A 21,305-nucleotide genomic window follows, 5' to 3' on the forward strand; every position below is an offset into this window, starting at 1 on the left:
TCGAATTGTTGGTACGGACCCCTGGTGGAAAGAATTCGAGATGGTTCATATTCGCGGCCGCATTCGCACAGCGATCACGGCAGCAGCCGTTCTGATCGTCGCTGCCGGCCTTGCGTCCGGAGCGACCTCGGTACTGACGCCACCCGACCACCTCGTCGGCGGACAGTCACGCGCGGAGGCTGCCCCGACGCCGCCCGGTGTCGGCATCTCCGACGGCGGCGGACTGCTGTGGGCGACGGACGCCGAACTCGACACCACCGTGCAATTCGTGACCGCCGCGGGCATCAAGTCGATGCGCGTGGCCATCCCGTGGTCGACCGTCGAATTCACCAAGAACCAGCTCGACTGGACGGCTGTGGACCGCGTCGTGAACAAGCTGCGCGCCGCCAACATCTCGATGCTGGGCATCATCGCGTACACCCCGCCGTGGGCGACCTCCCCGGTGAACCAGACCATCGGTACCCGTCCCGCGTCCCCGGCCGCCTTCGGTGATTTCGCCGGCAAAGTCGCTGCCCGGTACAAGGGCAAGGTGGCCGACTACGAGATCTGGAACGAGCCCAACGGCTCGATGTTCTACGCACCGCAGCCCGACCCGGCCGGCTACACCGCGCTGCTCAAAGCGGCGTATCCGAAGATCAAAGCGGCCGACTCCGCAGCCACCGTCGTCGGCGGCGTGCTCGGTGCCACCGAGGACGGGTACGGCAACGTCAACCCCGTCACGTTCACCAACCAGATGTATTCCGCCGGTGCCGCAGGCTCGTTCGACGCCCTCTCCTACCACCCGTATCAGTATTCGCTGAAGTTCTCCGAGGGCCCGTACGTCGACCACGCCCCGGCCCGCCAGGTGCTGGACATGCGCGCGGCCATGGTCGCCAACGGCGACGGCAACAAGAAGATCTGGGCCACCGAATACGGGGTGCCCACCTCGGTGGCGACCGAGGACCAACAGAACGCGATGATCACGGACTTCGTCACCAAATGGCGGGAGCTGCCCTATGCCGGGCCGATCTTCCTGTACCAGCTGCGCGACAAGCAGACCGGTAGCAACGACCCGGAGATGACCTTCGGCCTGCTGCACACCGACTGGTCGGCCAAGCCGGCACTGTGGGGGCTGATGAACCTGCTGCAGAACAACATTCCCCGTACGGCCGAATACACCCGCTTCGCGGCCGCACCGAACAACTCCGGTGCCGTTCTCGGCCCGGTGTTCCCCGTCCGCGACACCTGGGCGCAGTACCGCCAGGACGCGGTGCTGTACGAGCGGCCCAACGGCTTCGTCGCCGTACCGCGCGCTGTCGCAGAAGCGGTGCGCCCGACCGGGTTCCTGCCCACCACTCCGTTCAACGGCACGTACCAGGATTTCGACAGCCCCTACGGCCTGCGGGTGTTCTCCACCGCCGTCGGCGGTACCCACAACATCGGCGGCGGCATCTTCGCGGCCTGGGACCCCACGCTGGGCCCGGCGACCAGCGACGAGATTCCGCAGTACGGCGGAGGAGTGCGGGTGACGTTCCAGTACGGGGCCATCACGTGGACACCATGGGTCGGCACCACCGTCACTCGGTGAATTTCTCGCCCGTTCGATCAACAATTCATCTATCCGATGAATGGTGAAATACGTTCTCACCGGTCATTTCTCGACGCCTCTATTGCGTCCGCGTTAACTCTGGGCGAAGGTGCGGTTTCCGCTACGCCGCCGAGTTATTTTGCGTTGTGAACCACCTCACTTAACGCTTTCTATTTGTCCGTAAACCGGATATTCATAGACCACGAACGAATGACCCTTCGTGGCAGGATCGTGTCCATTCGTTCGCAGTCTCGTCGGGGGACACTCTGAATTCGACGCCCACCGTGCATCGGCGCACGACGGGTGTCCATTCGGCGTCTGACGCGCCCTAGCTCCATTCGAGATCGGTTTGCAACGATGGGTTTGTAGATGAAGATCAATAATGCTGATTCGCAACCTTTTCGGCCACGTGAACACGCGGACTCGGCATGACCGACACCGATGGCGTCCGTGTCGCGATCGCCCACGATTACCTGACACAACGCGGCGGGGCGGAGAAGGTCGTTCTGGCCATGGCTCGGGCGTTTCCCGAGGCCCCCATCTACACAACGTTGTTCGAGCCGTCGACCACCTTCCCGGAGTTTTCCGGGCTGGACGTTCGGCCCTCGACGTTGAACCGGGTCGGGTTTCTCCGCAAGAACCACCGCGCCGCGCTTCCCCTGCTCCCCTTCGCATCGAGCTCCATCGAGATCGACGCCGACGTGGTGCTCACCAGCACCAGCGGCTGGGCGCACGGATTCCACACCTCGGGCCGCAAGTTGATCTACTGCTACTCGCCCGCCCGGTGGCTCTACGAGTCCGAGATGTATCTGGGCGAATCCCGTAGCCCCACGAAACGTGTTGCACTCAAGACGCTCTCGTGGCCACTGCGCAGATGGGACCGCAAGGCCGCGTTCACGGCCGACCGTTATCTCGCGATCTCCACCGTGGTGCAGCAGCGGATCGCCGATGCCTACGGCATCACGTCCACCGTGGTGCCCGCCCCGTTCACCGTCGAGACAGCACCTGCGGAGCCGATACCCGACGCCGCCGCCTGGCTCGACGGTTCCGGCTACTACCTGTGCATCTCGCGCCTGCTGCCGTACAAGAACGTCGACAAGGTGATGGCCGCGTTCGACGGAACCGACCGCACACTGATCGTCGTCGGCCGCGGCCCCGAGGCGGACAGACTGCGAAAACTCAAGTCCGACAACGTCCTCATGCTCAGCGATCTGACGTCCGGTCAGATGACGTGGCTCTACCAGGGCTGTAACGGATTGATCGCCGCCAGCTATGAAGATTACGGACTGACCCCCATCGAAGCGGGTTACCACGGCAAGCCCAGTGCAGTGCTTCGCTGGGGCGGCTTTCTCGACACCGTCGAAGAAGGCGTGTCCGGTGTGTACTTCGATGAGCCGCAGCCCGATTCGATCCGACGGGCCGTCACCGAACTCGAAGCGACCACCTGGGAGCCGTCGAAAATCAAGGAACACGTCGAACAGTTCGGCGAGGACACCTTCGCTGCCGAACTGAACGCTGCAGTAACCGAGCTCCACACGGGAACCATCGAGAGGGCGGCGTCGTGACCAAGCGCGCATTGATCACCGGAATCACTGGACAAGACGGCCTCTACCTTGCCGAGCTGCTACTGAGCAAGGGATACAAAGTGTTCGGTCTGCTACGCGGACAGAACAATCCGAAAGCGACGATGCTCGAGCAGGTGCTGCCGCAGGTCGAGATCCTGCACGGCGACCTGCTCGATCTCTCCGCGCTGATGCGGGCCTTCGCCGTGGCCGACCCCGACGAGGTCTACAACCTGGGAGCGGTGTCGTTCGTGGCGTACTCCTGGGAGAACGCCCGCCTGACCACCGACGTCACCGGCGGCGGAGTGCTCAACATGCTCGAGTCGACGCGGCTGTACGAGCAGGTCGCCGGCAAGCAGGTGCGGTTCTATCAGGCGTCGAGCAGTGAGATGTTCGGCAAGGTGCAGCAGGTACCGCAGCGCGAGGAGACGTTGCTGTGGCCGCGCTCGCCGTACGGCGTCGCCAAGGTCTACGGCCACTACATGACCATCAACTACCGCGAGTCCTACGGCATGCACGCCAGCTCGGGCATCCTGTTCAATCACGAATCACCCCGCCGTGGACCGGAATTCGTCACCCGCAAGATCTCTCAGGCCGTCGCCCGCATCGCCCTGGGGTTGCAGAGCGAGATCTCGCTGGGCAATCTGGACGCCAAGCGCGACTGGGGCTTCGCCGGCGATTACGTCGAAGCCATGTATCTGATGCTGCAGCAGGACGAGGCCGACGACTACGTCATCTCCACCGGCGAGACCCACTCGATTCGGGAGCTGCTCGATCACGCCTTCGCGGCCGTGAACATCGTCGACTGGGAGCCCTACGTCAGGATCGACCCGCGCTACTTCCGGCCGGCCGAGGTGGACCTGTTGGTCGGCGACTCCGCCAAGGCGCACGCGGCACTGGGCTGGAAGCCGAAAGTTGCCTTCCCCGAACTGATTGCGATGATGGTGCAGAACGACCTCGCCGAGCAATCGCCCGACACGGCTGCAATCGCGTGAAACCCGGGCAGTGCCCCACCGCACTGATCACAGGGGTGGGCGGCCAGGACGGCAGCTACCTGTCGGAGTTGCTCCTCGAACGCGGCTGGTCGGTACACGGCGTCGCCAAGCCCGGCGCGACACCCGACACGGTCGGTACAGGCGTGACGCGACACGACGTCGAACTGAGCGATCACGGGATCACCCGCGCACTGATTCGCGACGTCGCTCCCGACTACGTCTTCCACCTCGCGGGCATCTCGTCGGTGTGGCGATCCTGGAACGACCCGGTGCTCACCACCCGAGTCAACGGAGTCTCCGCGGCCGCCCTGCTGGATGCGTGCTTCACCCAGCAGGAGGCGTCGGGCAGACGCGTGGTGATGATCAACGCCTCCAGTGCCGAGATCTTCGCCGGATCGGGCGTGAGCCTGCAGAACGAATCCACCCGGGTGGCACCGACGTCACCGTACGGTGCGTCGAAAGCGCTGAGCCACAACATGGTCGAGGTGTATCGCTCTCGGGGACTGGAGGCGACCAACGCGATTCTGTTCAATCACGAATCACCTCGTCGACCCGACAGTTTCGTGACCCGCAAGATCACCAAGGCAGCCGCGTCCATCGCCCGCGGCAGTGTCGACTTTCTCGAGCTCGGCAATCTCACCTCGGTCCGCGACTGGGGTTGGGCACCGGACTACGTGGACGCGATGGCGGCGATGGCCGAGTACGGCAAGGGCGACGACTTCGTCGTGGCCACAGGCCGGGCGCACAGCGTCGCCGATTTCGTGGCCGCGGCCTTCGCGGCCGTGAACATCGACAACTGGCGCGACTACGTCCGGAGCGATTCCGAGATGCTCAGACCCGCCGATTCGGCCAGGATGGTGGGCGACGCCACCAAGGCCCGAACTCTGCTGGGCTGGGCACCGACCAAGGACTTCGACCAAATCGTCCGTGCGATGGTCGAATTCGACATGACCGAGGAGATGGCAGCATGACAGCGGTGGAACGTCCGACGGACACCGAGCCCGAGATCTTCGAGGTGTCGAACTACAAGATGCAGGACATCACGTTCAAGCGGAAGCTACGCAATCGCGTCGGCACCCTCGGCTTCAACATGATCGTCACCTACATTCCGTCGCACTGGATTCGGCAGAACTTCCTGCGCGCGTTCGGTGCGACCATCGGCAAGGACGTGTCGATCTTCCGCGGTACCACCATCCTCGATCCCGAGGGCCTCACCATCGGCGACGCCTGCTCCATCGGGTTCCGGTGCATGCTCGACGCCCGAGGCGGAATCACAATCGGCAGCAACGTCGTCATCGCCAGTGACACGCACATCATCGGCGGCTACCACGACCACAACTCCCCGGAGTTCACCCCGATCCTCGAACCCTGCGTCATCGGCGACTACGTGTGGATCGCCAGTCGCAGCACGCTGTTGAGCGGAGTCACGCTGGGCCGCGGTGCCGTCGTCGGCGGCTGCTCGATGGTCCGCGGCGACGTCGGCGAACTCGAAGTCGTTGCCGGCGTTCCGGCCAAGGTGCGGGCCATGCGAGACCCGAAGGCCCTCGCTTACCGCCCGAAGTATCGGCCCCTGTTCTACTGATGATCCTGCGCGACTGCCGACTCGTCTACATCGCTCCCCGCTCCGGGGTCGGCGGTGTGGGCGACTATGCCGACGACTTCGCCGCGGCCGTACGACCGCACTTCGGCGAAGTGGTCGAGTACCGCCACGACGGACCCGGATCGCACTCGGTGCGCGATATTCTGCGGCACCGCAGAGCAATTCGAGAGCTCGTCGACTCCGAACCTGAGCGGACGATCGTGCACTGTGAGTTCAGCGGCGGCTCGGTGATGCCGTTCTGGGCCACGGCACGGCTCACGGGAAATCCCATGGTGACGGCCACCGTGCACGATCCGCCCGGCATCGTCTGGTGGCCGGCGCGCACCAAGTTCCTGGCGAGAAAGAAGGTGCTCAACCACGGCCTGCACTATCCACTTCGGAAGGCGTGGCGTCGCCTCGAACGCAGCATCGTGGGCAGCCGAACCCTGTTCGCACTCACCCGCTCCGGAGCCGATTCGCTCGAGCGCGCCTACCCGGACGTCACGGCCGAGGCCGTCATGCACTTCGTTCCCGAACGCCCCGACCTGACTCCCGCCGAGGACCGACCACTGGCCGTCGGGCTGTTCGGGTTCGTCTACCGGGGTAAGGGATTCGATCAGCTGCAACAGCTTCGGGATCGCCTGCCGAAGGAGATCGCCATCCGGATCGCCGGACGAGGTACCGAACTACTCGACCCGGTCGACGGTGTCGAGATTCTCGGCGAGGTGAACGGACCGGACGAGGATGCGTTCTTCGACTCCATCCGTGCCCTGGTGGTCCCCTACGGCAAGCGGTCCGTCTACGGCGATGCCTTCCCCGCCTCGGGATCGGTGAGCCGCGCCGTCGCCTACGGAACCCCGGTGGTGTGTCTCGAGGAAGGCGCACTGTCCGAAACCGACGGTGGCGCCCTGGTTGTCGCCGGCGCGACCGACGAGATCGCCGACGCCACCGCCCGCCTCGTCACCGACCGCGCGGCTCTGACCCGGCTGCGCCGCGAAGTGGAGACCCTACGCAGCGCCAATGCTCCTCATCTCGTGGCCGAGAACTTCGTATCGGTGTGGTCGAAGTGAATGGCAATCTGCTCAAGGCCGGGGTCGCGGCACTGTGGACGTACGGGGGCCGCGGCATCGGTCTGCTGTGGACCATCGCACTGATCGCCAAGCTTGGCATCTCCGATTACGGCCAGTACGCGATGGCGTTCGCGCTCGCCGCGATACTCGCAGCGCCGCTGGATCATCCGTTCACCGTGCGATCCATTCGCGTCGCAGAGCGAGAGTTTCTGGGCGAGCGCACCACTCGCGTTCTCACCGGTACCGCTCTGATCGTGGCCGGGTTGTGCCTGATTCCGGTGAGCTACATCGCCTGGTTCGCGCTCGTCATCGGCGGCGGCGAACTGGTCTTCAACGCCTACAAGAGCCAAGCCCTGCGCGACGGCCGCCCCGATCTCACCCAGCGCATGGACACCACGCGTCAAGCCACGTCCATCGCGCTCGCCACGGCGTATCTGTTCGTGATCCCCGAGCCGACATTGGTCGTGGCCAGCCTGCTGTACGCGGCACCGTATTTTGTCATCGCCGTACTGTCCGCACTGCGGTCCCGTGGGGCGGCACCGCGGCTGCCCGGCTCGTGGCGCGAGATGTCGATGTTGTTCTCGGAGAACCTCGCCAATGCCGTCTACATCCAGGGTGACGTGTTGCTGCTCGGTTTCCTCACCGACTCCACCATCGCGGGCTACTACTCCGTCGCCTCGGTGACGGCCTGGGCAGTGGCGTTCGTCGGTCAGGCCTTCGGTCATACCTTCCACGAGAAGCTGCGTGCAGCAGACGGATCGGTCACTGCCGGTCCGGCGTTGAAGCACACGACGATGCTCGGGTGCGCCGCGGGATCGCTGCTGCTGGCGGCGGGCGTCGTACTGCTCTTCACCCCGGCCTCCCCTCAGGTGGCGGGTGCGCTGATGGTCATGTCGTTGTTCGTCGTGATGCGCGTGCTCAACCACGTCTTCACCACCGTGCTCTACCTCCAGCATCGAGACCGCACCCGAGTGTTGGCTGCCGCGACGTTGGCACCGCTGAAGATGGTGCTCGTGCTGTGCCTGTTCCCCTTCGGTGCCGTCGGTGCGGCCATCGCGTCGGTGATCACCGACGCCGTTCTGCTCGTCTGGTTCATGCGCGCCCTGTATCTCGATCCGGTGAAAGAAGAGGTGCGGCAATGAGACGCGCAACATTCTTGCTGTCCAAGGACCCCGTCACCGAGCACGGCGGCGACATCGCACTGTCGCGGCTGATGATGCAACTCGCCCGGGAGGCGTTCGAGGTTCGCTCGATCTGCCTGTCGAAGGAAACCGATCTCGTCCCCGACGTGGTTCGCGTACCCAAGCCGAAGGTCGACGCCCGGTTGCTGCTGAAGTCCCTGCGGCCGACCCGATCAGTCGTCCACGGCCGCTACGACGTCGACGCCCTCCGCGACGCCATCGACGCCTCCGCGTCCGATGTGTATGTGGCCGAACACAGTTACATGGCCGAGTCGTTTCTGCGGTCGGCCAAGTTCGGATCACCGTTCGCGATCAACACCGTCAACACCGAATCCCAGGTGTGGAAGGTGACGCGCGGGTCGATCGGCCGCATCGAGGCACCCCGCATCCTGCGTGACGAGATTCGCGTCGCCCGCGCCGCGGATGCCGTCGGAACCTACGATGCCGACGAGGCACAGATGTACCGGGACCACGGGGTACGGGATGCTCGGTGGATCGATCTCACCCTCGAACCCGCGCCGCAGCTCGACCTGTCCGAGACCGCGAAGCGACTGGTGTTCATGGGAACCCGTGACTGGCCACCGAACCAGGAGGCGTTCAAGATCGCGCTCGACTACTGGCCGGCGATTTCTGAAGGCATCGAGGGTGCCGAACTGTGCATCATCGGTGCGAAGGCCCCGGGTGCCAAGGATCCCGTCTACCCGGCGGGTGTGCGAGACCTCGGCTTCGTCGACGACCTACAGGAATTCCTCGGCACGTGCCGTGCTCTGATCGCGCCGGTCGCCACCGGCGGCGGGGTGCGCGTCAAGATTCTCGATGCGGCCAGCAAGGGCCTGCCGGTCGTCGGTACGTCGGCGGCCGTCGGGTCTCTCGATTCCATCTTCGAGCTCCCCACGTTCGACGACACAGAGCAGTTCATCGCCGAGTGTCGCCACTACTTGCTCGACCGCACCGCTGCGGTCAAGGCGGGCGAACGCATCTACGAACTCAATACCGCTCGCTGGCACGACCGCGTCCCCCATACGACAGTCGAAGCCCTGATCAGCGCGCCGCTGACAACGACCAGAGGATGACCGCATGACTTTTCGCTCCCGCGTGCTGACCGTTGCCGCGGCCGCTGTTGTCGCCGTAGGGCTCTCGGCTCCCGCCGCCCATGCCGCCCCGCCTGCGGGTCTCGGGTTCACCAGCGGTGCACCCTTTCTCGGCCTCGACGACGCCACCTTGAACAACGAGTTCGGAGCCGGCCGTGAGATCGGTGCCTCGTGGGTGCGAGTGGTCGTCAACTGGGCGGCAATCGAAGCCGCACCCGGGGTGTTCGATTGGGGCAACACCGATCGCGTGATCAATGCTGCAACAGCGCAGGGCTATTCGGTGCTCGCCGTCCTCGGCGGTACGCCCGGTTGGGCTCAGGGCGGCGTGGCGTCGCCGCTGCCCGGTGCAGTTCCGCTCGACCCCAACACCTTCGGTGCCTTCGCCGGTGCCGCAGCCGCCCATCTGGGCGATCGCGTCGACAGCTACGAGGTGTGGAACGAGCCGAACATTCCCACGTTCTTCGCACCTGTCGACGCCGCTCGTTACACCGGCCTGCTGCGTGCTGCCTACCCTGCAATTCACAACGCCGACTCCGACGCGACGGTGCTCAGCGCCGGGCTTGCCACCACCATGGACTTCGGGTCGTGGACCGTCGCCCCAGTGACGTTCCTGCGGCAGATGTACGCCGCCGGGGCAGCCGGATTCATGGATGCTGTTGCGCTGCATCCCTACACGTTCCCCTTCACCGTCGAGAACGACCCCAACGGTCAATGGGCGCAGGTGGATCAGGCCTACGCCACCATGGCCGCCAACGGTGACGGGGGCAAGAAGATCTGGATCACCGAGCTGGGCGCACCCACCGGCAACGGCCCCATGGCCGTGTCCGAGGACGCGCAAGCAGCCATTATCGGATCGAGCCTGAACAAGGCGTCGACCCTGCCCTACATCGGACCGGTCTTCGTCCACTCGCTGCGTGACTCCGGAACCGACCCCGCCGACTCCGAACAGAACTTCGGACTGCTGCGGGCAGACTTCACCCACAAACCGGCATTCGACGTGGTGCGGGGATCGTAGCGCTGCAACTCTCGCTCCACTCTGGGCCCTATGTCGCGGAATCCCGGCTGCAGAACCGTCGAGTGGAGCGTTCTGTGCGACGACCCTTTCTGCATGCGTCGCGTCGGATCATCCCTACTTCGTGAATTGCTCGATCGGCCGGCGGGATCGGTGCAGCGGGTGTCGCACTCGAGCTTCGACGGCGGCGGCGCGATCTGACCGCGCCCGGATCATGCCGAGCAACACGAGCGCAGCGGCTACCGCGGCGATGGCGAACCCCGCTACGGTGACTCCGGTTTGGAACGAGGCCGCTTCGTCGGCACTCCACGTTGTGGACGAGATATTGCCCGTGAAGAGCGCCGCAAGGATGGTGCCGGTGACAGCGATCCCGATGCCGGTGGCGACCTGGCTCGACGTATCGACCATGGCGGCACCGATTGTCGTGCGATTCTCCGGAAGGCCGGTCATGACATTGGTACCTGCGACGACACCCACGATGCGCATCCCGACGGCGACGAGAACGAGGGCGAGCGCGATCCAGATATAGCCGAAACGGCTACCCCCGGCGAAGACGGCGAGGCCCAGAACGACCGCCGCCGCGCTGATCCAGGCTGCGTGGTTCATCCCCACCCTGCGCAGGAATGGTGCGACGAGTCGGCCGCTGAAGAGCAACACGATGACCTGAGGGAGCATCCCTATCGATGCGAGAGCCGGCGACCAGCCCCATGCGAACTGCAGCTGAAGGGTGACCATGTAGCCGAGGCCTGCGATTGCCAGACCGGAAGCGGCTTTGTAGGCGAGGCCGCTGGACACGAGGGGGAGGGCCACGATCTTGAGGTCCAGGAGCGGGAACGTAGCGGTGCGTGCGCGGACGACGAAGAGGACTGTCGCTGCCGCGGCACCGGCAGTTGACGCCCATGGCATCCACGAACCTGCGCTCTGTTCGACGAACAGGGTCGGCGCTACGAGCGCCAGGACGATGGTGGCCGTGCCGAGGAGTGCCCCCACAACGTCGAGAGGGTCGCGGTGCAACTCCTCGGGGAGGTCTTCGGCTACGCCCATGCGGATTCCGATGAATGCAAGGATCGCGATGGGTACGTTCATCAAGAGTAAAACCTGCCAGGGTGCGAAGGCCAGAACGAATCCGCCAACGGTCGGCCCGACCGCCAGCCCCACCAGGCCAACCGTCGAGATGAGGGTGAGCGCCCTCACGCGTAGCGACTCCTCATCGAAGAGTCGGAAGGCCAGCGCCATGGAACCGGGGGTGGTCATCGCCGCAGCGACACCCATGACGGCACGGACTGCGACGAGTTGCTCGGGTGTTGTGACGAGGACGGTGGCAGCGCTGGCGACGGCCAGCAGCGTCAGTCCGAGCAGCATCACACGGCGTCGGCCGAATTGGTCTGCGATGGCGCTGAACAGCAGCATCAGTCCGCCGAATACAACCGCGTAGGCACCGGTGACCCACTGGAGCGCGGTGGTCGACGCGTCGAGTTCACGCCCGATGGTGGGAAGAGCAACGTTGAGGATGGAGTTGTCGAGCATCTCGAACAGGAACACAGCCGAAAGGCCGGCTAGAGCTGTCGCCGCGGCTTTCAAAGTGTGCGGACGGTGCCGCGGCGAGGGGATGTGCGCCTCGTCAGTATTGTTTGTGGCTCGCTCTTTTTTCGGGCTCATGGCACCTCTCCGGTCAAGGGAGAAGTGGCGGCTCGATGGAGCGGCGTGCGAACGCGGCTGACAGCCAGCGCTTTTACTTCCGGTGCAGTCAAATTAGCAGGCGATCGGGTCAGCAGCAACCGAACATGCCATCTTCACGGACCGCTCGCCTCGGCTCGGCTGACCACGGACTTACCGCCCGCGTTCGCCTTCGATTGCCGTACCGTCACTCAACCACCGCCGACGAGCGCCTGAAGCGGGCACCTCAGACCCCTACAACGTGAAGGGTCTCAATGCGAGAGCACAAGGTGGGCGGAGACGCCCGATAATCGAATACGTGGATGTCGGTGACGCGAATAGTGCTCCCGTTGAATACACTTCGAGCAGGGGCCACCGCGCCCAGAGACAGGGTTGATGCGAGCACCGCCTCGCCGCCCGAACTCTGTGCAAGGAGATCGATAATGAGCGCAACCACCGTGGGCTTCGGCCGCATCGCAGCCACGATTCCCGTCACCGACATACAGCACTCGATCGAGTTCTATCGCGACGTGCTCGGCATGACCGTGACCTTCACCAACGGCAGCCCGCCCGGATTCGTCATCATCCGGCGAGATGCCGCCGAACTGCACCTGACCTTGGTGAGCGGACACCGAGCTGGAACCTACAACGTTGCGCACCTGATGGTCGAAGACGCAGTGGGCCTCTACGAGCACCTGGTCGAACACCAGGTGCGCATCGTCAAACGTCTGCGCGACGCCGACTACGGACTTCGTGGCTTCGTTTTCTGCGACCCGGACGGGAATCGAATTGACGTCGGGCAGCCTCTCCAGTAGCGGCGGATCGCGTGATTGCCGCTTCGGCCCGCCGACGGGAAGCTGAAAGTGATCACCTCTAGGTGGGCGACGATGTCAGAGATGATTGTGCGGGGAAAGCGGCGCGCCTCGCTCAGTAGTAGGTACCCTTGACGGTGCGGACTTCGTCCAGGGTCTGCTCTGCAATCGCATTGGCGCGCTGGTTTCCCTGGCGCACTACCGACTGCACGTAGCCGGGGTCGGCGGCGAGCTTTGCCCGTCGACGGCGATGTTCTGCAAGGTACGAGTTCACCGCCTCGGTCACAAGGGTTTTCAATGCGCCAGCCCCTGCGGAGCCGATTTCAGCAGCTATCGCGTCCGGTTCCCTGCCCGTGCACAGGCCCGCGACGTTGAGCAGTGCTGACACTCCCGGTCGCGTCTGCGGATCATAGGAGATGTGTCGCTCAGAGTCCGTGGCCGTTCGACGTACCACCTGAGCTGTCTGGTCCGGTGTCATCGACAGCGTGATCGCGTTGCCGAAACTTTTCGACATCTTGCGCCCATCGAGGCCTGGAACGTCGGGACTCGAGGTCAGCAGTGCTTGTGGTTCGTCGAACACCGCGGCGTATCGGTCGTTGAAGCGCCGTGCGATGACCCTCGCCATCTCGATGTGAGGGAGTTGGTCCTTACCGACGGGGACTACGTTGGCCTTGCAGAACAAGATATCCGCCGCCTGGTGCACCGGATACGTCAGCAACAGACCGCCCAGGGCGCGGCCACTGGCGGCCAATTCGGCTTTCACCGTCGGGTTTCGGTGAAGTTCGGCCTCGGTCACCAAGCTCAGGAACGGCAACACGAGTTGATTGAGGGCGGGTACCGCCGAATGTGTGAAGATCGTCGACCTGTCGGGATCGATCCCCGCCGCCATGTTGTCCAAGGCCGCGTCGTGCACGTGCCGTCGCACGTGCCCGATTGCATCGCGGTCCGTAATCACCTGGTAGTCGGCCAAGACGATCATCGTCTCGACACGGAGATCTTGCAGTCGCACGCGTTCTCGGATCGTCCCGAACAGGTGCCCGAGATGCAGTGGCCCGGTGGGCCTTTCCCCGGTCAACGTGCGATACCGGCCCGGATCGGCCGCGACATTCGTGGCGAGCACGTTGCTGCGCTCGACACTGGAGATGTAGGTGTGGGTGCTCATTCGAAGACCTCTCTGCACGAACGGAGCGGGCTGCATCAGCCGCGCGTCTGGTCCGTACGAAAGATCAGCGGGCTGAGATACAGCCCGCAGGACATGGTCGACCGGGCTGCTAGCGCAGCCACCACCAAGCCTGATGAGTGTCGATCACCCCGACAGGCTAGCAAGCTCGACCGAAGTAGATCGATCACAGCGTCGACGGCGTGGAGCGCCGCGGCGTTCCATTCGGGGTACGTCCGTAGGGAGGCCGGCACTGCCCGCAGGCGGGATGTAAGACCGTTGGCCGACGCCGGTGGGGTGGCCACCTCCCGGCCGTCAAGATGGTCGGATCTCAATGCGGGAAGCAAATGGATGATGGCACGCTGGAACTTGCAGCCACCGGGAAACTCCAATGCCGATGGATAGCTACTAGCGTCGCAGCAAATCTCGGAGTTTTGGCGCGAGTGTCAAAGCAGCCGCGATGATTTGGGCAGATCTCGGCGCACTCATTGGCTCTGCATCGAGCCGTATCCGCACAGAACGCGGCGCCGACGAACTGTGAGGAGCCGCGTGGCGCGCCTAGACATCGCATGTCTGCAGCCGAGTGCGATGACGGTGTAGGCGTGCCATGCATATTCCGGTGTCCTGCGCCGGTTGAACTCGCCTGAGTGAGCATCGCCCCGGGCGGCACTGATCGCGGCCATGACGACGACCTTCGCTGTCGCAGGTCGTGGCTTCGCCTGTCAGCCAACGACATTTGGATCGAGACCGGCTCAGGACAGGTCCGATCGCGGGTCGCGTTGCCGGAATCGACTCGGCGCGAGCCCGGACCAACGTTTGAACGCGACACTGAAAGCACTCTCGGACCGGTAACCGAGCTGCGTTGCGAGTTCGGTTACCGATGACGATCCATCGTCCAGCGACCGTTCGGCCAAGCGCATTCGCCACCTGAACAGATAGGTGAGAGGAGGAACGCCGGCGGTCGTGGTGAACCGGTGGGCGAAGCTGCTCCGCGACATCGCGCACGCCGCAGCAAGTTCGGAGATATGCCAATCTCTGCCCACATCGGCGTGCATGAGCTGCAATGCCGGACGCAACCGGTCATCGGCGGCGGCACGGACCCACCCTGATGGCAGCTCATCCGCCGCTGCCACCCATGCCCGAAGAACCTGCACCAACAGCAACTGCGTCAGCTGAGACGAGGCAGCCGTGCGACCAGCGCGTTCGTGGGCGAATTCGTCGAAGAGCTCCTCGAGGACCCAGGCCGCAGTCGTCGCCTCGCGCGCTCGACCGTGTAGATGCAGGACGGGTGGGATTGCGTCTCGAAGGAAGTCGTCGGCGGCGTCGAACAACTCGATGTGCGCGGTGACGCAAACGTGGTCGGCGTCGCGATCGATCGGATGAACCGGGTCGTTCTCCCGCAGCTGTACCGGCGATTCATGCAGATCGCTTCCCATGTCGAAAGACGTGCGGCCGTCCACCACCAGAACCTCGCCCGCGTCGACCCTCAGGTCTGCTGGTTCGGAGTCGAGCCGAAACCACAGGGACCCGCGGATGACCCCCAGAATTTTGATCCGTCCCGGGGCCGGGGACCGTACTGCCCACGCACCTGATCCGGAGATACCGCCGGACAGCACGCATCGCGCGTGGGAGATCCGGAGAAGATCGGACATGAGATCCATACACACAATCTAGGACTCTGGCGAAGGTATTGCGGCGTCTCGATGATTCACAATCCAAAGTCTTGACGTCAGACTGGACAGGACCCACTTCTCGCCGATTCGAGCTGCGGCGGGCAGGCACACAGCGCGCCTGACGGTCATCCATCCAGCTCACCGAACAATCGGAGTTCCCCATGGCCTTCACTGTCATCCTGCACGCCCAAGCCAAACCCGGCCGCAGTCACGATGTCGTCGACTTCTACCGCGAGACCTTGGCCGCCACCCGCTCACGGCCCGGCTGCATCGGCGTACGGGTGGTGCGCAGCGCCGACGACGACACCGCATTCGCACTGATCGAGCAATGGGACGACAAACGCGACCAAGAGGCCTATGCCGCATGGCGAGCCGAGACCGGCGGCGAGGTCATGGCGCAATTCGGCGAACTACTCGCCGCACCTCTCAGGATCGAGTTCTACGAAGAGATCAACGCCTGAGCTCGAATCCGCCGGCTCACCGGCATCGGGTTCCCATGCCCGAAACCATCCACAGCAACCGAGCCGACACCACCGCTGACCGTAGGAAAAGGATCCATTGTGCGCATTGTCATCTTCGGAGCCACCGGCATGATCGGGCAAGGAGTACTGGAAGCCTGCCTGCGTGACGAGCAGGTCACCGATGTTCTCGCCGTAGGCCGTACACCCACCGGTCGGGCCCACCTCAAGCTCCGCGAACTTCCCCACGATGACTTCGCCGACTTCACCACCGTTCAGAACGATCTGGTCGGGTTCGACGCCTGCTTCTACTGTCTGGGCACCTCTGCCTTCAAGATGAGTGAGACGCAGTACCGCCGGGTCTCCTACGACTTCCCCCTGGCCGCCGCCCGGGCACTGCTGACCACCGATCCCGATCTCGTCTTCACCTACGTCTCCGGCGTCGGCACCGACAGCACCGGCACGACCCGCATGATGTGGGCGCGCGTCAAGGGCGAGACGGAGAACGCTCTGCTGGCACTGTCACCACGCGCATACATGTTCCGCCCCGCGTTCGTCCTCCCTCTGCCCGGTACAACATCGAAGACTGCGTTGTACGTCGTGCTGTACAAGGTGCTCGGCCCGCTCTACCCCGTGCTGCGGCGAATCGCCCCACGCTACGTCACCACGAGCCTGCAACTGGGTCACGCGATGATTCGAACCGCAGGCGGCGGCATGCCCCGTCATGTGTTGGCCACGGCCCACATCAACCAACTCGCGGCCTCCTGACGCTCACTTAAAAGTCCGCATGGGCGGGCTGCGGCGCAGAATACGAGCAGCAAACCTATTCGGGTGGAGTCCGATCCATCGTCCCTTTCGGTTAGCGACGACTCGTCCTCACTCCTGCGAATGTGCCCACTCGCTCGCGGTTGCATCTATGCAGCCACAGATGCAACCCCGAGCGGGCCACTTGGCCGCCATTCACGTTGGTCACGCAGTAATGCCCAGAGAACGTCGACCAGTCTGCGAGCGAGTGCGATGGTGGCCTGGACGTGTCGTTGGTGTTCGGCGCGTTTACGTTGGTAGAACTCTCGTGACGGTCCTTCTCTTTGCGCACTGCTGAAGGCCGCCATGAAGAGGACGTGTCGTAGTCGTCGGTGGTAGCGCTTGGGACGGTGCAGGATTCCGGTGCGGGTTCCGGAATCGTTGGGAACGGGAGCAAGCCCTGCGTAGGCGGCCAGCTTGGCGGCGGTGCCGAATGCGGCGAGGTCACCCGCGGTGATGGCAAGGAACTCGGCTCCCAGGCGCGCGCCGATACCGGGGACGCTCTCGATGATGTGGGCCTGGTGGTGACTGCGGAAGCGTTCGACGATCTGTTTGTCGAGAGCTTTGATCTCGTGGTCTAGGTCGAGCAGCTGCTCGGCGAGACGAATGACGAGTTGTTCGGTGGTCGATTCTGCTTGTACTGCAACGGTTTGCGCCTCGGCGGCGGCGAGCGCTTTGGTGACCATACCGGGGATTGTCGGCCGTCGGACACCGAGTTCGCGGAGATGGGTACCGATCTCGTCGGTGCCAGCGGTGCGGATCGCGGCTGGAGTGCAGTAGCGAGTGAGCAGGGCCAGTCCGGTGCGGGTGGTGTAGTCGAAGGCACGCTCGAGTTCAGGGAAGATCCGCAGTAGAAGTGCACGGAGTCGGTTGATGCGGGAAACCCACTCCCCCATCAGATCCGCCCGGTAGGCGGTCAATAGTCCGAGTCCCGCGACAACGTCGTCCGGGGTCGTGATCGTGGTCAGGTCGCGGCGTAGGCGAGCCGTTTCGGCGATGACCACGGCGTCTTTGGCGTCGGTTTTGCCTTCACCGGGGAAGGCACCGGTCATGCGGTTGACGACTCGCCCAGGCACGTAGGTGACCGTCTGGTCGGCTGCGACGAGGACAGCGAGAAGCAGAGCTGATTCGGGTGATGTCAGATCCACCGCCCGCCGGATCACGGGTGAGCCGTCAGTCGTGCGCGCCTTGTCGAGGAGACGTTCGATGCTGTGTTGGTCGTTGTGGACGCGGACCGACCACAGTTGCCGGCCGGTGTTGTCGATCGCCGCGGCCTGATGGTGAGTCTTACCGATGTCGATACCGATCCACACCGCTTGCGGTTGTGCTGTCACAGAGTCCCTTCCGTCGAAGTGCCCCGACTGGGTGGACGGCTCCGCCGGCATTCCTCTAAGTAGCGACTCTTTCGCAGATACGTGTCTCAATCAGCGGCCGGAGTGTCCGCGACGGACGAGGTGGCCATCCCACCAAAGCCACACCAACGGCGGGTGATTGTCAGCCTCGCCTCGAACGTCGTCGGGCACCTGAAGTGATCACCTCCAGGTGGGGACGATTTTAGAGAGGATCTCAATGCGGGAATGCAAGCAGCGGTGGATCGCTAGACGCGATTCCGTCGACACTGACGTGCGGCTCATCGCGTGGAGCTAGGAGTAGCCCCATGTGCGAGATCTGGTGTCCGAGCAGTCGGGGCAGTAGCGCTCGTCATCGCCGTGAGTCCAGCCGGGCTGGGGTGTTATCGACGTCAATGAAACGTGGCCGCACCCTGTGCACCAGAGACAGGGGACCGGGTCACTGCCTTGGATACCGTCGATCCGATCGGCTCGTGCAATCGACTTTCCGATCAAGACGGACAGCGCCACCGAACTCAGCAGAAACATTGTCGTGCCCGCTACCGCGGCCGTGATCAACACCCGTTCACCCCTCGTAGCGTTGGACGTCGTTGAGCTCGGTACCGAATCCACTGAGTTCGCCATGGAAGTTCCTGCAAGACTTGGAGGTAACTGGCGGTGGTCGGGATTGTTGCGCGGCCTGTGTTCGGATGCTTATGCGCGCCCGGAGTCGGCCGGCTCACGGCGGAGGATTCTCCACGGCGGATCGGCCAGTCGCGATGGCGTGGACGGTCTCCACGACAATGAGGGCGGGGATGGCGAGGGCGAGCACTGCGACGGAGACGACGAACGCGGGTACGAGCACGGTGTACACGGGATCTGCCCTTTCGGCGGCGCATGAGTATGGCGGTCGGTAGGTCAGCGCAGGACTTCGTCGATGAGGGCGGCGGTGACAGCTCGGGCGCGTGGTTCGCTGATGTCATCGCCTGCGGTGGCGATGCGGGCTGTGATCACCGCGATGAGCAGATCAGCGATGGTGGTGGGGTCGCGATACGGCGACCGGTGTGTTCGAGCAAGAGCATCGATCAGCTGGTGCCGCAACGGTTCTCGTGTGGCAGCGCGTGCGGCGCGCGCGAAGTCGCGGTCTGTCCACAGCGTGCATGTTGCGCGCAGGATCCGGTCCGCTGCGAGCCGGTCGAGAAAGTCCTTCATGATCGCTGCAGCGTCCCGGTGGCGTTCGACCGCCGCTTCGGGGGCGTAGGCGGCGCGCAGTTGTTCATCGGCAGCGTCGATAACGCCGAGTATCAGTTCGGTTTTGGAGTCGAAGTGAACGTAGACGGCTCCGCGGGTGAGGCTCGTTCCCGTGGTGAGGCCGGTGATGGTCACCGTGCCGTCGATGTTGATCAGATCTGCCGCTGCAGTGAGCAGAGCCCGGCGGGTGCGCGCCGAATCTGACTGTCCGACAGATGATGTGATGCCGATCTTCGACGGTTCTGTGTCGGTCATAGGTTGGATCTCCTATCGGGATCGGCCGGTAATGCCGGTGCGGTGATGATCCGCCACGCTCGGTCACCGAACGTGGCGGATCAGAGCTCCACCGTTGTGGCGGGGCTTGGAGGGGCGAGTCGTTACTGAGTCGGGCAGGTGGCAGCGGGGGTGCGGGCACTGTCGAGGAAGGCGACGATGGCGGCGGAGCACGGACCGAACAGTGCTGATCCGTGATTTCCGTCGTCGGCGGTCATGACGGTCGCGCCGGCGCGCTCGGCGGCGACTGTGGTCCAGCGGTAGGGGGTGACGGTTTCGTCTCGGTGGCCGACCAGCAGGAGCGGGGTGCCGGTATCGGAGACCGCGAACGGAGATCCGGGTGTCGGCCATCCCGAGCACAGACTGGCACCGGGTAGCTCGGAATTGGCCGGAGTGGGAAGCCTGCCGTCGATCGAGAGTCCGACGGCGCGCGTAGCGGAGACGTGGTCGGACCACTGCACGTCTGCGGGTGGGAGTGCATCGAGCGCGTTGCAGATGTACGCGGTGCGCGTCGAGAGCGTGAGCTGGTTCAACGGATCCGTCGGCACCGGCAGCGCCGAGGGTTCGGTGTCTGGTGCCGCATCACCATCGTCGCTATCGACCTGTTCGGATGGGTCGCCGCCGACGGGTTCTGCATCACGCTCGACCGCGAGGGCTGCCGCGAGGTCGCGGTCCTGCTCTGCTGCAGATGCGCCGAGGTAGACGGTGCTGTCGAGGACCATGGTGGCGAGGTGTTCGGGGAACAGTGTCCGGTAGGCCAGTCCGAGTGCGGTGCCCCAGGACACGCCGAAGTAACTGATCCTCGGAACGCCGAGCGCTGATCTGACCTGCTCGAGATCGGCGGCAGCGGTGGCAACGGTGAAGGTGGACAGCATAGGCCCGTCGATATCGGCGCATGCCCGGTTGGCGGCGGCGATCACGTCGATGTACGCCCGGGCTCGGTCCGCGAGGACCTTCTCCGAAGCCTGTTCGGGTGCACTGTCCGGTGGAGTGAGGGCATCGAGGGCGGTGCATGAGGGCCGGGGACTTGCCCCGGTGCCGCGAACATCGACACCGATGATGTCCCACTCGCTCATTCCGGCGGTGTCGCCGATGAGGGCGGGCATGGATCGACCTTCTATCCCCGGACCTCCGGGGTTCACGAACAGCGTTCCGCGGCTGTGTTCCGACGCGGCAGGCAGACGGCTGATCGCGAGCTCGATCGAGGGGCCACCGAGATCGCTGTAATCGGCAGGCACACTCACCGAGGCGCACTCGAGGCGATCGACTGCGATGGCGTCGGGATACGTCGTCGCGAATGCGGACTCACAGTTGCCCCATGTCACCGCTTCCGAGGTAAAGGTCTCGATAGCGGTCGCAGTGTCGGAGTCGGTGACGCTGCAGGACGACGCTGTCATCACAGTGACGGCGAGGGCAGCGGACACCATGGCTCCTCGCTTCCTCATCGCTGGCCGTCCCGGTGCGCGGCATCGCTGTCGAGGACCGTCAACGCTGAGTTACGGCCCCAGAAGAACCAGCCCAGAGCTCCGAGGAGCGGTAGAGCGATGATGACGAGAATCCACAGAGCCTTCCCGGCTGTGGTGTAGCGCTGCGAACGCAGAATGCTCACCGCAGCGGCGATCCAGAGAATCGCGGCAGCGGCAGCGAGAACGAGCAGAACGATCACCACACCGACGGTGGCCGCCCTGTCGGTGTCGACGCTCTCGGTGGCGGCGACAACGGTGTTGTGCAGGTACGAACGAAGCATGGGCTCGATCCTCGAAGTAGGCAAATATCAACTGTCGAATCTCGATTTTATTGCGCAACAACAGAGTTGAAATCAACCCGTCGCGCG

Annotated in this window: 20 protein-coding genes; 12 read left to right on the plus strand and 8 right to left on the minus strand. The window is 64.3% G+C overall.

Annotation, left to right across the window (positions count from 1 at the left end):
• The first annotated feature begins 40 nt into the window (after positions 1-40).
• The 9 genes from J2X62_RS06100 (at position 41) to J2X62_RS06140 (ending at position 10,060) form a co-directional block, all read left to right on the plus strand.
• A complete protein-coding gene (locus J2X62_RS06100) occupies positions 41-1,567 on the plus strand; it encodes a cellulase family glycosylhydrolase (protein ID WP_204857703.1) in 1,527 nt (508 codons plus the stop codon).
• Between the two features lie 428 nt (positions 1,568-1,995).
• Positions 1,996-3,132: a glycosyltransferase gene (locus J2X62_RS06105; RefSeq protein ID WP_310178636.1), complete on the plus strand. Its 1,137-nt coding sequence runs from the start codon at positions 1,996-1,998 to the stop codon at positions 3,130-3,132.
• Positions 3,129-4,124 (plus strand): GDP-mannose 4,6-dehydratase, encoded by a 996-nt coding sequence (locus tag J2X62_RS06110; RefSeq protein WP_204857705.1) that lies wholly within the window; start codon positions 3,129-3,131, stop codon positions 4,122-4,124. Before J2X62_RS06105 ends, J2X62_RS06110 begins: the two co-directional genes overlap by 4 nt.
• The gene (locus J2X62_RS06115) at positions 4,121-5,095 is read left to right on the plus strand and encodes a GDP-mannose 4,6-dehydratase (protein ID WP_310178640.1); all 975 of its coding nucleotides are present in this window, start codon (positions 4,121-4,123) and stop codon (positions 5,093-5,095) included. The genes J2X62_RS06110 and J2X62_RS06115 overlap by 4 nt, the downstream gene beginning before the upstream one ends.
• Positions 5,092-5,706 carry an acyltransferase gene (locus J2X62_RS06120; protein WP_032366996.1) on the plus strand — a complete coding sequence of 205 codons (615 nt, stop codon included), beginning with the start codon at positions 5,092-5,094 and terminating at the stop codon, positions 5,704-5,706. Before J2X62_RS06115 ends, J2X62_RS06120 begins: the two co-directional genes overlap by 4 nt.
• Positions 5,706-6,773, plus strand: a complete 1,068-nt coding sequence (locus J2X62_RS06125) for a glycosyltransferase (RefSeq protein WP_310178644.1) — start codon at positions 5,706-5,708, stop codon at positions 6,771-6,773. Before J2X62_RS06120 ends, J2X62_RS06125 begins: the two co-directional genes overlap by 1 nt.
• Complete coding sequence (locus J2X62_RS06130) at positions 6,761-7,915, plus strand: polysaccharide biosynthesis C-terminal domain-containing protein (protein WP_310178647.1); 1,155 nt, start codon at positions 6,761-6,763, stop codon at positions 7,913-7,915. The genes J2X62_RS06125 and J2X62_RS06130 overlap by 13 nt, the downstream gene beginning before the upstream one ends.
• The gene (locus J2X62_RS06135; RefSeq protein ID WP_204857706.1) at positions 7,912-9,027 is read left to right on the plus strand and encodes a glycosyltransferase; all 1,116 of its coding nucleotides are present in this window, start codon (positions 7,912-7,914) and stop codon (positions 9,025-9,027) included. The genes J2X62_RS06130 and J2X62_RS06135 overlap by 4 nt, the downstream gene beginning before the upstream one ends.
• Positions 9,028-9,031: 4 nt before the next feature.
• Positions 9,032-10,060 carry a hypothetical protein gene (locus J2X62_RS06140; protein ID WP_310178651.1) on the plus strand — a complete coding sequence of 343 codons (1,029 nt, stop codon included), beginning with the start codon at positions 9,032-9,034 and terminating at the stop codon, positions 10,058-10,060.
• 114 nt (positions 10,061-10,174) lie between these two features.
• On the opposite strand, the gene J2X62_RS06145 is transcribed toward J2X62_RS06140, so the two are convergent.
• Positions 10,175-11,599: an MFS transporter gene (locus J2X62_RS06145; RefSeq protein ID WP_310178653.1), complete on the minus strand. Its 1,425-nt coding sequence runs from the start codon at positions 11,597-11,599 to the stop codon at positions 10,175-10,177.
• A gap of 557 nt (positions 11,600-12,156) precedes the next feature.
• Between J2X62_RS06145 and J2X62_RS06150 the strand changes: the two genes are divergently transcribed.
• On the plus strand, positions 12,157-12,528 hold the full coding sequence (locus J2X62_RS06150; RefSeq protein WP_032374932.1) for a VOC family protein: 372 nt from the start codon (positions 12,157-12,159) through the stop codon (positions 12,526-12,528).
• A 112-nt stretch (positions 12,529-12,640) separates the two neighbouring features.
• Here the strand turns inward: J2X62_RS06150 and trpS are convergent, their stop codons facing one another.
• Positions 12,641-13,687, minus strand: coding sequence for a tryptophan--tRNA ligase (trpS, locus tag J2X62_RS06155; protein ID WP_310178658.1), 1,047 nt, complete (start codon positions 13,685-13,687; stop codon positions 12,641-12,643).
• 749 nt (positions 13,688-14,436) lie between these two features.
• The gene (locus tag J2X62_RS06160) at positions 14,437-15,345 is read right to left on the minus strand and encodes an AraC family transcriptional regulator (RefSeq protein WP_306902056.1); all 909 of its coding nucleotides are present in this window, start codon (positions 15,343-15,345) and stop codon (positions 14,437-14,439) included.
• A gap of 173 nt (positions 15,346-15,518) precedes the next feature.
• Between J2X62_RS06160 and J2X62_RS06165 the strand changes: the two genes are divergently transcribed.
• Together J2X62_RS06165 and J2X62_RS06170 are read left to right on the plus strand one after the other, a co-directional pair.
• On the plus strand, positions 15,519-15,818 hold the full coding sequence (locus tag J2X62_RS06165; protein WP_032406119.1) for a putative quinol monooxygenase: 300 nt from the start codon (positions 15,519-15,521) through the stop codon (positions 15,816-15,818).
• Between the two features lie 99 nt (positions 15,819-15,917).
• Positions 15,918-16,583: an epimerase gene (locus tag J2X62_RS06170; RefSeq protein ID WP_032392175.1), complete on the plus strand. Its 666-nt coding sequence runs from the start codon at positions 15,918-15,920 to the stop codon at positions 16,581-16,583.
• A 146-nt stretch (positions 16,584-16,729) separates the two neighbouring features.
• Here J2X62_RS06170 and J2X62_RS06175 read toward each other — a convergent pair whose 3' ends face one another.
• From J2X62_RS06175 to J2X62_RS06195, 5 genes are all read right to left on the minus strand, one after another.
• Entirely contained in the window at positions 16,730-17,953 is a 1,224-nt protein-coding gene (locus J2X62_RS06175) for an IS110 family transposase (protein ID WP_310178673.1), read from the minus strand.
• 733 nt (positions 17,954-18,686) lie between these two features.
• Positions 18,687-18,821 (minus strand): hypothetical protein, encoded by a 135-nt coding sequence (locus J2X62_RS06180; protein ID WP_310178676.1) that lies wholly within the window; start codon positions 18,819-18,821, stop codon positions 18,687-18,689.
• A gap of 44 nt (positions 18,822-18,865) precedes the next feature.
• A complete protein-coding gene (locus J2X62_RS06185; RefSeq protein WP_310178679.1) occupies positions 18,866-19,453 on the minus strand; it encodes a hypothetical protein in 588 nt (195 codons plus the stop codon).
• 122 nt (positions 19,454-19,575) lie between these two features.
• Positions 19,576-20,916 carry an alpha/beta fold hydrolase gene (locus J2X62_RS06190; protein WP_310178681.1) on the minus strand — a complete coding sequence of 447 codons (1,341 nt, stop codon included), beginning with the start codon at positions 20,914-20,916 and terminating at the stop codon, positions 19,576-19,578.
• Complete coding sequence (locus J2X62_RS06195; protein ID WP_080735694.1) at positions 20,913-21,218, minus strand: PLD nuclease N-terminal domain-containing protein; 306 nt, start codon at positions 21,216-21,218, stop codon at positions 20,913-20,915. Before J2X62_RS06195 ends, J2X62_RS06190 begins: the two co-directional genes overlap by 4 nt.
• Between the last annotated feature and the right edge of the window lie 87 nt (positions 21,219-21,305).

This window comes from Rhodococcus sp. 3258, assembly GCF_031456475.1.
GTDB lineage: Bacteria > Actinomycetota > Actinomycetes > Mycobacteriales > Mycobacteriaceae > Rhodococcoides > Rhodococcoides fascians.

Bases quoted from the DNA above. Each gene is read 5' to 3' on its own strand.
- trpS (WP_310178658.1), bottom strand. From the start codon at position 13,687: ATGAGCACCCACACCTACATCTCCAGTGTCGAGCGCAGCAACGTGCTC.
- J2X62_RS06100 (WP_204857703.1), top strand. From the start codon at position 41: ATGGTTCATATTCGCGGCCGCATTCGCACAGCGATCACGGCAGCAGCC.
- J2X62_RS06165 (WP_032406119.1), top strand. From the start codon at position 15,519: ATGGCCTTCACTGTCATCCTGCACGCCCAAGCCAAACCCGGCCGCAGT.
- J2X62_RS06150 (WP_032374932.1), top strand. From the start codon at position 12,157: ATGAGCGCAACCACCGTGGGCTTCGGCCGCATCGCAGCCACGATTCCC.
- J2X62_RS06185 (WP_310178679.1), bottom strand. From the start codon at position 19,453: ATGACCGACACAGAACCGTCGAAGATCGGCATCACATCATCTGTCGGA.
- J2X62_RS06195 (WP_080735694.1), bottom strand. From the start codon at position 21,218: ATGCTTCGTTCGTACCTGCACAACACCGTTGTCGCCGCCACCGAGAGC.
- J2X62_RS06125 (WP_310178644.1), top strand. From the start codon at position 5,706: ATGATCCTGCGCGACTGCCGACTCGTCTACATCGCTCCCCGCTCCGGG.
- J2X62_RS06140 (WP_310178651.1), top strand. From the start codon at position 9,032: ATGACTTTTCGCTCCCGCGTGCTGACCGTTGCCGCGGCCGCTGTTGTC.
- J2X62_RS06160 (WP_306902056.1), bottom strand. From the start codon at position 15,345: ATGGATCTCATGTCCGATCTTCTCCGGATCTCCCACGCGCGATGCGTG.
- J2X62_RS06120 (WP_032366996.1), top strand. From the start codon at position 5,092: ATGACAGCGGTGGAACGTCCGACGGACACCGAGCCCGAGATCTTCGAG.
- J2X62_RS06190 (WP_310178681.1), bottom strand. From the start codon at position 20,916: ATGAGGAAGCGAGGAGCCATGGTGTCCGCTGCCCTCGCCGTCACTGTG.
- J2X62_RS06135 (WP_204857706.1), top strand. From the start codon at position 7,912: ATGAGACGCGCAACATTCTTGCTGTCCAAGGACCCCGTCACCGAGCAC.
- J2X62_RS06105 (WP_310178636.1), top strand. From the start codon at position 1,996: ATGACCGACACCGATGGCGTCCGTGTCGCGATCGCCCACGATTACCTG.